We start from the raw sequence: 10,106 nt of genomic DNA on the forward strand, positions 1-10,106 counted from the left end.
TCACTGCGCTCGCCCGACGACGTCCTTCTCGTCACCCGCGAGGTTTCGCGCCTCACGGCGCAACCGGTCGCCGGCCCGGAAGTACGTCCTACGAGTGTCCGGAGTCGTCATTCGTTCACAGATCGCACCGGCCAGGTCAGCCGCGCTCTCCACCAAGGCCGCAAGGGCCCCCACCAGCCGAGCTTCGTCGGCGGGCGGAACAGGCTCCCTCCCCCTGTCCCGCGCCTTCGGCAGCGCGTTCTCCCGCAGCTGCCGCCGCGCCTCCTCGACCGCGTCGACCATCTCCCGCATTCCGCTGTCCATCGCGCCTCCACTCCCGTCCGACCCCCAGGTGTTCCGGCCAGCCTTCCCACCCTGCCGCCCCCGCCACACCCGACGGACGGCACGATACGGCGAGCCCCGGCGCGACCCGGGTTCGACATCTCCGCCGTCCGCCGGAACGGCCGGAACCAGGAGCGGAGCAGCGCTTCCGCCACCAGCCGGAACCGAGGATTCGGAAATCGACCCTGTAGCACCTGAAACCCCCTTAGGCTGCTTACATGGCAACAGACGACTCCCTCGCGACCGGACAGCGCTCGCTCGGCGACCCCGCCCTCGACTTCCCCCTCTGGCCCCCGTTGACCTCGGGCTGCCCGCGCACCAGCACCGAGGACGTCTCCTACCCCGTCGAGGTCGACTACGCCTACGACAAGGTGGACCCGGCCGCCCTGTTCGCCCCCGTGCGGGCCCGCGGCGGCCTGGAGCGCTGGGCTCCGCTGCTGCCGCCGCTGCACGCGCCCGGCCTCGGCGAGGGCGCCACCCCGCTGGTCGAGATCGAGTCGGGCGTGTACGTCAAGGACGAGTCCCGCAACCCCACCTGGAGCCACAAGGACCGGCTGAACCGCTGCACCACCGGTGCCGCCGTCGGCGCCGGCGCCCCGGGCATCGCGGTGGCGTCCTCGGGCAACCACGGCGCCTCGGCCGCCGCCTACGCCGCCCGCGCCGGGCTCCCCTGCGTGGTGTTCACCGGCCCGGACACGCCGCCCGCCGTGGACGCCTTCCTCAACGCCTACGGCGCCGTCGTCCTGCCCGTGCCGTGGGAGGCCCGCTGGCCGCTGCTTCGCCAGGTGGTGGAGCGGCTCGGGCTGCACCCGGTCAGCAACCTGACCACCACCCACACCGGCCACGCGTACGGCCCCGAGGGCTACAAGACCGTGGCGTACGAGATCTTCCAGGACGTCGGCGTGCCGAGCGCGGTGTTCGTCCCGACCGGGTACGGGGAACTGCTCTTCGGCGTCTGGAAGGGATTCGAGGAGCTGCGCCGACTGGGCCTGGCCGACCGGGTGCCACGGGTGTACGCCTGCGAGTCCGCGGCCTCCGGCGCGCTGCGCCGGGCGTTCGCCGAGGGCGCGCCGGCCGCGCACGTGACGGTCGGCGCGAGCGAGGCGTACTCGATCGCCTCGCCGGTCAGCGGCTACCGGGGCGTGCTGGCGGTGCGCGAGAGCGGCGGCCGCCCGCTGACCGTGGACGACCGTCAACTCGCTGACGCCCAGGCCGAGCTGGCCCGCGCCGGGCTGTGGGCCGAACTGTCCGCGGCGGCCGGTCTGGCCGGGCTGCGCAGCCTGGGCGCCCACGCGCCGGACGACGGCCCGGTGGTGTGCGTCTCCACCTCCAGCGGTTTCAAGGACAAGGGGATGGGCTCCCACCGGACCGCCCCGGCCGTCCCGACCTGGGAAGAGGTCGAGCGTCGGCTGCGCGCGGCGGGGATCACCGGCTGACCGAGGGCGGGAGGACGGGAACCGCTTCCGGCAGCCTGCTGTTCGTCGCGCCGTTCGCTGACGCAGGGTCGGTGTTCGCTCACGCACCGCAGACTGGCTCCGCCCCAACTCCCCCGCGTCGAAGGGCCGTCACCGTGATCAGCTCCTCCCGTCGTCTGTTGCCGCTGGCCGTCGCCGTCGCGGCGGTGCCCGTGCTCGCGCTCCCGGCGGTGCCGTCCGCCGCGGCCTCGTACGGCACCCCGACGATCACCCTCTCGGCGGGCTACCTGTCCGGCGCGGTCGGCGCCGTCGGCGACCCGACGGTCGGGATCACGGTCGCCCAGAGCGGCGCCCCCGCCTCGGCGTTGACCGTCGCCGCCTCGGCCAGCACCCGCAGCAGCGTGGCGCGCCCCGGCGACGTCACGGTGACCGGCAGCGGCGGCAGCCGCACCCTGGCGGTCGCCGCCCAGGGCGTCGGCTACACCGACCTGACCGTCAAGGTCACCGGCCTGGGCGGCAGGACCGCCACCCGCACGCTGCACTACGCCGCCTCCGCCGCCGTCCGGGACGCCGCCGCGAGCCGCTGCCTGACCGGCGCCAGCGACGCCTCGGCGGCGGTGGACGCGGGCGGCGGCTACATCGTGGTCGGCGACGACGAGACCAACACGCTGCGGCTGTACAACCGCGACAACTCCGGTGCCCCGGTGCGGACCTGGGACTTCAGCAGCGCGCTGGGCGTCGACCGGGAGATCGACATCGAGGCCGCCGCCCGGGTCGGCGACACGATCTACTGGACCGGCTCGCTCGGCAACAACAAGGACGGCAAGGTCAAGCCCGACCGGCAGACCCAGTTCGCCACCAGGGTGACCGGCTCCGGCGCCGACACCCAGCTCTCGCTGGTGGGTTCGTACCACGGCCTGCGCGACGACCTGATCGCCTGGGACTCCGCCCACGGCGACCGCTACGGCTTCGCGGCCGGCGCCGCGGACGGGCAGGCGCCCAAGCAGATCGACGGATTCAACGTCGAGGGCCTGGAGTTCGCCCCGGGGAGCAGCACCACCGCCTACATCGGGTTCCGCGCGCCGCTCGCCCCGGCCGTCCCCGGCGGCCGGGCGCTGCTGGTTCCGGTCACCAACTTCCCGGCACTGCTGGACGGTTCGGCCGCGCACGCGACCATCGGCGAGCCGGTCGAGCTGGACCTCGGGGGGCTGTCCGTCCGCGACCTGCGCCGCAACGCGCTCGGTCAGTACCTGATCGTCGCCGGTTCCTGGGCGGCCGAGGACAACTCCGCCCCGTACGCGCTCTACCGCTGGGACGGCCGGCCGGCCTCCGCCCCCGTCAAGCTGACCGACCTGCCGACCAGCGACGCCGGCGCCTGGGAGGCCGTCCCGGACGTGCCGGACCTGGACGCCCCCGGCGCCCGCGCCCAGCTGATCACCGACAACGGCTCCGCCGACCTCTACGGCGACGGCACCGACGCCAAGGACCTCACCCACCCGGAGTGGAAGAAGTCGCGCAGCACCTGGTTCACGCTGGGCTGACCCCGAACCGGCCCCTCGGCTCCACCAGGCCGAGGGGCCCGCACCCACGGCCACGGGCTCACGCCGCCGTCCGCGCCCACCGCCCGACCACCCCGGCGCTCACAGCTCGACCAGCACCTTCCCCCGGTTCGCCGACCGGTCGGTGTAGAGGCTGCGGTAGGCCGCCGGGATGCTGTCGAACCCCCGGTGGACGGTCTGCCGGTAGCGCAGGTCCCCGCTGCGCACCAGGGCGCCGAGGTCCCGCCGCAGTGCGGACCAGTTCTCCTCGGTGAACCACTCCAACGCGAAGATCCCGCGGATCAGGGTGCGCGGGAACATGATCATCGGCAGTAGCCGGGGGCCCGCCCACTCGCCGCCCACCTGGCTCCCCCACTGCCAGCAGACCGCCACCCGGCTGTCCACCGCGAGCATCCCGAAGACCGCGTCGGTGAGCGTGCCGCCCAGACTGTCGAAGTAGCGGTCCACGCCGTCCGGGACGAGGTCGGCCAGCTCCTTCGCCAGCCGTTCCGGGTCGTCGCCGTCGCGGTAGTTCAGCACCGCGTCGAAGCCCAGCTCCGCCAGCCACTCGGCCTTGGCCGGGGTCGCCGTCGTACCGATGACCCTGGCACCCCGGAGCTTGGCGAGCTGGCCGACCACCGAGCCGACCGCCCCACTGGCCCCGCTGACCAGCACCGTCTGGCCGGGGCGGACGTCCAGGAACTTCTCCACCGTCCCCCAGGCCGTCATCCCCGGGCCGCCCAGCAGGCCGAGCGCCGTGGTGACCGGCAGCGCCTCGTCGTAGTCCGCGCGGTCCAGCCGCCGGTAGGCCGGGAAGACCATCGGGAAGGTGCCGGTCTGCCAGAGCCGGGATCCGCCGTTGCCGATCACGTGGCTGCGCCAGCCGCCGAAACCCTGCACCAGGTCGCCGACCGCGAACCGCGCGGCGGGACCGGCCTGCACCACCTCCATGATCGAGTCGGCGCCCATGTGGTCGCCGACCGGGGTGTCCAGCGCGATCCCCTGGAGGTACGGGTCCACCGACACCCACCGGGTGCGCAGCAGCATCTCGTCCTCGGCAAGCCGGACCGGCACCTCCTCCACGACCTTGCGGTACATCCGGTCCACGTCCGGAACGCCGTCCGCGTGCTCGCGGACGATCCACTTCTCGATCCGAACCACATCACTCACGAGGTGACTCCAAACTGCCGGTCGTCGGGGCCGACCGGTTCGGTGATCAGGGTGGGCGGCGGGGCGGAGTCGTCCACCTCGGCGGTGAACGCCCGGCCGTCGTCGCGGCAGACGAACTGGACGACGTGCCGGCCGGCGGCGGCCGCGCGGATCAGTCCGCCGGTGGTCGCCCAGACGCCGGAGAGGTAGAAGTTGGCCAGGCCCGGCAGCCCCGGGCCGTTGCGCTTGATCTCCTCCTCCAGGGTCTCGCCGCCCTCCACGAAGGGCTGCCAACCGAGCACCGTGCCGTCGTAGTTGCCGGTGTAGCGGACCTGGGTGAGCGGGGTGGAGACGTCCCGGACGGCCACCGCCTCCCGCAGGCCGGGGTGGTGGCCGTCCAGGAACTCGATCACTGCGTCGCGCACCCGGCGCTTCTCCCGCTGGTACTCCCGGCCCCGGCCGACCGGCAGGGTGTGCAGCTCCTCCCCGCGCCGCAGCCGGGGCGCCTGTTCGGGGCCGGTGCTCAGCTGCCGCCAGGGGGCGATGTCGCAGAAGTAGCTGGCGTAGACGACCGTGGTCGCGGCGGGCGACAGCTCCGGGTAGTGGCGGCTGCGGAACTGGATGTTGATGCTGGGGTGGCGGATGCCGGTGAGCCGCGCCGCGAAGTCCTCCTCCAGCAGGTAGGTGGTGCACGGGTCGCCCGCCGGGAAGGGGCGGCGCAGGCCGAGGAAGACGGTCACGTAGCCGGGGAAGACCATGCCCGGTTCGGTCAGCGTCCTGGTGTAGAGCCGGTGGTAGGTGTCGTTCAGGTAGCGGCCCTTGAGCAGGTCCATCATCGTGGTGCGGCCGTCGCAGGCGGCCACCACGATGTCGGCGCGCACCTCCCGCCCGTCGCTCAGCCGCACCCCGACGGCGGTGTCCCGCTCCACCAGGACCTCGGTCACCTTGGCGTTGTAGGTGATCTCGCCGCCGAGCCGCCGGTAGCGCTCCTCGATCGAACGGGCCAGGCCGAGCGAGCCGCCCTCCGGCACCCCGGCCGACTGGCCAGCGTGCGAGGCGAGTTGGAAGTACGTGGGAAGCACCGGGAAGTTGGGGTGCTTCTCGTACAGCACGAAGTTGAAGGCCTCGCGCAGCAGCGGGCTGCGGAACCGCGCCGAGTAGTCGCTCATCAGCACCGAGATCGAGCGCCGGATCACGTTGAAGTACGGCAGGAAGGAGGCGAGCATCCGCCAGCGCTCCCAGCGCCCCATCAGCCCGACCGGCTTGAGGAACGGGTAACGGGCCAGCGCGCGGCGGAACTTGCGCAGGCCGTCGCAGAACTGGCGGATCCGCCGGGCGTCCTCGGGGGCGAGGTCCAGCAGGTGCGCCTCCAGCCGGTCCGGGTCGGAGTAGAAGTAGACCGCCTGGCCGTCCCGGGTGCGCACCACGTTGAAGACGTCGAAGTTTCGCATCCGCTTGCCCTGCAGCGCGCCGAGTTCGAGCCAGATCCGGTGCATCTCGTTGCCGGGCCCGCTGCCCAGCAGCCAGCTGATGCAGCAGTCGAAGGTGAACTCGCCTCGGTCCCAGGCGGTGCAGCACCCGCCGGGCAGCTCGTGCATCTCCAGGATCCGGGTGCGGTAGCCGTTCATCTGCGCGTAGCAGCCGGTGGACAGGCCGCCGAGCCCGCCGCCGATGATGACCATGCTCTGCCTGGGGTTCATTCGCTCTCTCCCGCCTCCGGCGCCCCGACGGTGACCCGGTCGAGTTGCGGCAGGTGGCCCCACTTGCCCGGGTGCCACGGTTCCCGGTTGTCGCTGGGCCAGGCCCGGAACGGCCGGCCGAGCTCCCGGCAGAGGTACTGCGCCGCGTACCGGCCGCTGGTGGCGGCCCGGATCAGCCCGCCGAGCGAGGCCCACTGCCCGGCCATGGAGAAGCCGCTGAGCCCGGGCAGCCGCATCCGGTCCCGGTTGACCAGCCGGTTGGCGGTGTCCTCGGCCTCGGAGAAGGCCTGCCAGGCGAGGATGCTGCCGCGGGTGTTGCCGGTGAACCGCTCGGTGGTCACCGGGGAGGCGACGTCGACCAGTTCGATCCGCGGGCCGATCCCGGGGTGGATCCGTTCCAGGAACTCCCGGACGAAGGAGGCGACTTGCTGCTTGCGTGCCCGGTAGGCCCGGCGGTCGCGGATCCGCAGCTCCTTCCAGGAGCGGTAGTCGCTGAAGTAGGTGCAGTGCAGCACCGACTTGCCGGGCGGGGCGAAGCCCTCCGCGTAGGCGGAGCGCAGTTGCACCACCAGGCTGTGCTGGAGCGAGCCGGGCAGCCGCCCGGCGTCCCCGGGCGCCAGCAGGTAGGTGGTGCAGTGCGGTTCGCCCGGCGGCAGCGGGCCGTCCAGCCCGACGAAGGCGGAGACCACGGCCGGGTAGAGGTTGCCGGGCTTCTCCAGCAGTTCGCCGTACAGCCGGTCGGTGGCGGGGCTGGAGTAACGGCCCCGCAGCAGCCGGTCGAGCACCGTCGGGCCGTCGCAGGCGGCCACCACGTGGTCGGCGAAGTGCCGTGTGCCGTCGCGCAGTTCGACGCCGATGGCGCGGCCGTCCTCCACCAGGACCCGGTCGGCCCGGCAGCGGTAGCCGATCACCCCGCCGAGGGAGGTGTACCGGGCCTCCACCGAGCGGGCCAGTCCGAGCGAACCCCCTTGCGGGAAGCCCGCGTTGCCGGTGTGGGCGGCGGCCAGGGTGTACAGGTACGGCAGCAGCGGGAAGCCGGCCGGCTCCTGGAGGAACATGGTGGGGAAGGCCCGCCGCAGCAGCGGATCCTGGAAGCGCTCGGCGAAGCCGCTCATCGGGGTGGTCGCGGTGCGCCAGAACAGCCGGAAGGCGGGCAGTACGGCGCGCAGGGTCCGCAGCCGTTCGCGGGTGGTCCGCAGCGGCGGCGGGGTGAGGTCCCAGGGCAGGTCGATCGCGGCGAAGCGGCGGAGGTCCCGGCAGAATGCCCGGATCGGCACCGCGTCGCCGGGGGCGAGGGCCAGCAGGTGGGCCTCCAGCCGGTCCGGGTCGGTGTGGAAGGTGACGGACCGGCCGTGTTCGTCGACGACCCGGTTGAAGGTGTCGAAGTGGGTCACCGACTTGCCGTCCAGCGCGCCGAGTTCGCGCCAGACCTGGTGGGCGCCGGTGCCCTCGGCGGTGCCGATCAACCAGTCGATGCAGTAGTCGAACAGGTAGCCGTGCCGGGACCAGGCGGTGCAGCAGCCGCCGGGAAGCACGTGCTTCTCGAAGATCCGGGTCTCCAGCCCGCTCATCTGGGCGTAGCAGCCGGTGGCGAGGCCGGCCAGACCGGCCCCGATCACGATCACCCTGGGCCGGCCGCCGGCCGGCCGCCGACGGGCGGACCAGTCCGGCCCGCGGTCAGCCCCGGCCATCGGTGGTGCCTCCGGCCAGGATCGCGGACGCCAGTTCGGCGTTGCGGGCGGCGAACTCGCCGTCGAGCATCTCGGCGTGGCCGCCGTGGCCGGCGTACACGGCGGTGCCGGTGGTGGAGGCGCCGTGCCAGGAGCCCGGCTCGTCCCCGACGTGCACGGCGAGGCGCTCGCGTTCGCAGACCACGTCCAGCTGGGCCCGTACGGTACCGGTGTTGGGGGTACGACTGCAGAACTCCAGGTAGTCACGGGCCTGTTCGAGGGTCTCGCGGGCGACGATCCGTGAGCCGGTGTGCCGGTGCAGGTGCTCCTGGAGCTCGCGCTCGAACACGGCCACGTGCTCCTCGCCGAGGTCGAAGGCCTCCGGCGACCGGTAGGCGTCGAGCAGCAGCACCGAGGTGACGGTGCGGCCGCGCCGCTCCAGCTCCTTGGCCACCTCGAAGGCGAGGTTGCCGCCGAGCGAGTAGCCGAGCAGCAGGTACGGCCCGCCCGGGTGGAGTGCCTCGACCTGGTCGGCGTAGCGGGCGGTCTTGTCGTCGCCGGTCAGGTAGTTGAAGGCGGCGATCCGGTGCTCGGGCAGGTGGGCGGCGAGCTGCCGGTAGACCAGGCCGTGGCCGCCGGTCGGCGGGAAGCAGAACACCGTGCGGTCCTGTGGCGCGGCGGGGTTGAACCACAGGTGGGGCTGGGCCCCGGCCAGCTCGCCGGTGACGATCTGCTCGACGGTGCGGGCCATCCCGTGCAGGGTGGTGACCTTGAACAGCTGGCCGACGGGGATGCTGATCGCGAACTCGGTCTGCAGGTGGTGGATCAGTTCGATCAGCCGGATGGAGCTGCCGCCGAGCTCGAAGAAGTCGTGCTGGAGGCCGACCTCGGCCAGGCCGAGGAGCTTGCACCAGTGCTCGGCGACCCGCTTCTCGTAGAGGGTGACGGGCGGTTCGGGCCGCTCGCCACCGGTTTCGGCCTCGGGGGCGGGCAGCGCGGCCAGGTCGACCTTGCCGTTGGGGGTGAGCGGCAGGGCGGCCAGTTCGGTGAGGTAGGAGGGGATCATCACGGTGGGCAGGTGCTCGGCGAGGTGGCGGCGCAGTTCGCGGCGGTCCAGCCGGACGCCGTCGACCGGCACCAGGTAGGCGGCCAGTACCGTTTCGCCGGTGGCGTCATGGCGGACGGCCACACAGGCTTGCGCGATGTCGGGACGGGCGGTGAGGTGGGCCTCGATCTCACCCGGTTCGATCCGGTGGCCGCGCACCTTGACCTGGTTGTCGATCCGGCCGAGCAGGTGCGCGGTGCCGTCGGCGTCCCAGTGGCCGAGGTCGCCGGTGCGGTAGAGCCGGGTGGTGGTGCCGTCCAGGTCGAGCGTGCGGAAGCGCCGTTCGGTCTGCTCCGGGTCGTTCGGGTAACCGGCCGCGACGCCCGCGCCGCCGATCCACAGCTCGCCGGGCACCCCGGCGGGCACGGGCTCGCCGTAGCGGTCGAGGATGTACAGCGCGCTGTTCGGGAAGGGCCGCCCGATCGGGACCATCCGGCCGGGTTCCAGCGCCTCGGCGGCGCCCTCGTAGTAGCTGCTGTCCACGGTGGCCTCGGTCAGGCCGTAGGAGTTGACCAGCCTGGTCGCCGGACCGCAGAGGGCGCGCAGCCGCTGGTGCTCGGCGGCCTTCCAGGAGTCGGAGCCGACGACCAGCAGGCGCAGGAAGTCCAGCCGGAGGCCCTCGCGTTCGCAGTGGGCCAGCAGGGCGCGGGCCACGGCGGGCACGAACTCGCCGCAGTCCACGGCCTCCTCGCGCATCACCCGGTACAGCCGGGCGGTGTCGAAGAGCAGTTCGCGGTCGACCAGGACGAGGGTGCCGCCGGTGCCGAGCGCCCGGGCGAGGTCGCCGGTGAACACGTCGAAGGCGGTCCCGGCCATCTGCAGGTGCGTCCGGGCCTCGGTGTCCAGCCGGTACTCGGCCCGCCAGCCGGCCGTCACGGCGGCCAGGTTGCGGTGGTCGACCCGTACGCCCTTGGGGCGGCCGGTGGAGCCGGAGGTGTGGATCACGTAGGCGGGCCGGTCCGGGTCGGCGGCGGGCAGCGGTCCGGCCCCGGCCGCCGGCCGGTCCAGCTCCTCCAGGGTGACCAGCGGGGCGGGGAGTTCGGCCGGGGCGGGGCGCCGCTCGTCCACCACCACCAGGGCCGCCCCCGCGTCGGCGACCTGGTACGCGAGTCGGTCGGCCGGGTGCCCGGGGTCGAGCGGCAGGTAGGCGGCGCCGGCCCGCCATACGGCCAGCAGAGTGGTGATCAGTTCGGGCGACTTCTCCAGGC

The 10,106-nt window shown here is 73.3% G+C and carries 7 protein-coding genes; 2 read left to right on the plus strand and 5 right to left on the minus strand.

Annotated features, from left to right (window positions below; all coding sequences use genetic code 11):
• Complete coding sequence (locus ACFV1W_RS24740; RefSeq protein ID WP_380419414.1) at positions 1 to 303, minus strand: hypothetical protein; 303 nt, start codon at positions 301 to 303, stop codon at positions 1 to 3.
• A gap of 236 nt (positions 304 to 539) precedes the next feature.
• Between ACFV1W_RS24740 and ACFV1W_RS24745 the strand changes: the two genes are divergently transcribed.
• Positions 540 to 1,757 (plus strand): pyridoxal-phosphate dependent enzyme, encoded by a 1,218-nt coding sequence (locus ACFV1W_RS24745; RefSeq protein WP_380419415.1) that lies wholly within the window; start codon positions 540 to 542, stop codon positions 1,755 to 1,757.
• A gap of 164 nt (positions 1,758 to 1,921) precedes the next feature.
• Positions 1,922 to 3,277, plus strand: coding sequence for a hypothetical protein (locus ACFV1W_RS24750; RefSeq protein WP_380419421.1), 1,356 nt, complete (start codon positions 1,922 to 1,924; stop codon positions 3,275 to 3,277).
• A 99-nt stretch (positions 3,278 to 3,376) separates the two neighbouring features.
• Here the strand turns inward: ACFV1W_RS24750 and ACFV1W_RS24755 are convergent, their stop codons facing one another.
• The 4 genes from ACFV1W_RS24755 to ACFV1W_RS24770 form a co-directional block, all read right to left on the minus strand.
• Positions 3,377 to 4,444: a zinc-binding dehydrogenase gene (locus ACFV1W_RS24755; RefSeq protein ID WP_380419416.1), complete on the minus strand. Its 1,068-nt coding sequence runs from the start codon at positions 4,442 to 4,444 to the stop codon at positions 3,377 to 3,379.
• A complete protein-coding gene (locus ACFV1W_RS24760; protein WP_380419422.1) occupies positions 4,441 to 6,105 on the minus strand; it encodes a phytoene desaturase family protein in 1,665 nt (554 codons plus the stop codon). The genes ACFV1W_RS24755 and ACFV1W_RS24760 overlap by 4 nt, the downstream gene beginning before the upstream one ends.
• Positions 6,106 to 6,119: 14 nt before the next feature.
• The gene (locus ACFV1W_RS24765; protein ID WP_380419417.1) at positions 6,120 to 7,814 is read right to left on the minus strand and encodes a phytoene desaturase family protein; all 1,695 of its coding nucleotides are present in this window, start codon (positions 7,812 to 7,814) and stop codon (positions 6,120 to 6,122) included.
• A partial coding sequence (locus tag ACFV1W_RS24770) for an amino acid adenylation domain-containing protein (RefSeq protein ID WP_380419418.1) occupies positions 7,801 to 10,106 on the minus strand: 2,306 nt, incomplete at its 5' end. The genes ACFV1W_RS24765 and ACFV1W_RS24770, both read right to left, overlap by 14 nt.

This window comes from Kitasatospora sp. NPDC059648 (assembly GCF_042734825.1).
Classification (GTDB): Bacteria; Actinomycetota; Actinomycetes; order Streptomycetales; family Streptomycetaceae; genus Kitasatospora.

Excerpts from the sequence above, each read along its gene's own strand:
- ACFV1W_RS24740 (WP_380419414.1), bottom strand. The coding sequence starts at position 303 with ATGGACAGCGGAATGCGGGAGATGGTCGACGCGGTCGAGGAGGCGCGG.
- ACFV1W_RS24745 (WP_380419415.1), top strand. The coding sequence starts at position 540 with ATGGCAACAGACGACTCCCTCGCGACCGGACAGCGCTCGCTCGGCGAC.
- ACFV1W_RS24760 (WP_380419422.1), bottom strand. The coding sequence starts at position 6,105 with ATGGTCATCATCGGCGGCGGGCTCGGCGGCCTGTCCACCGGCTGCTAC.
- ACFV1W_RS24765 (WP_380419417.1), bottom strand. The coding sequence starts at position 7,814 with ATGGCCGGGGCTGACCGCGGGCCGGACTGGTCCGCCCGTCGGCGGCCG.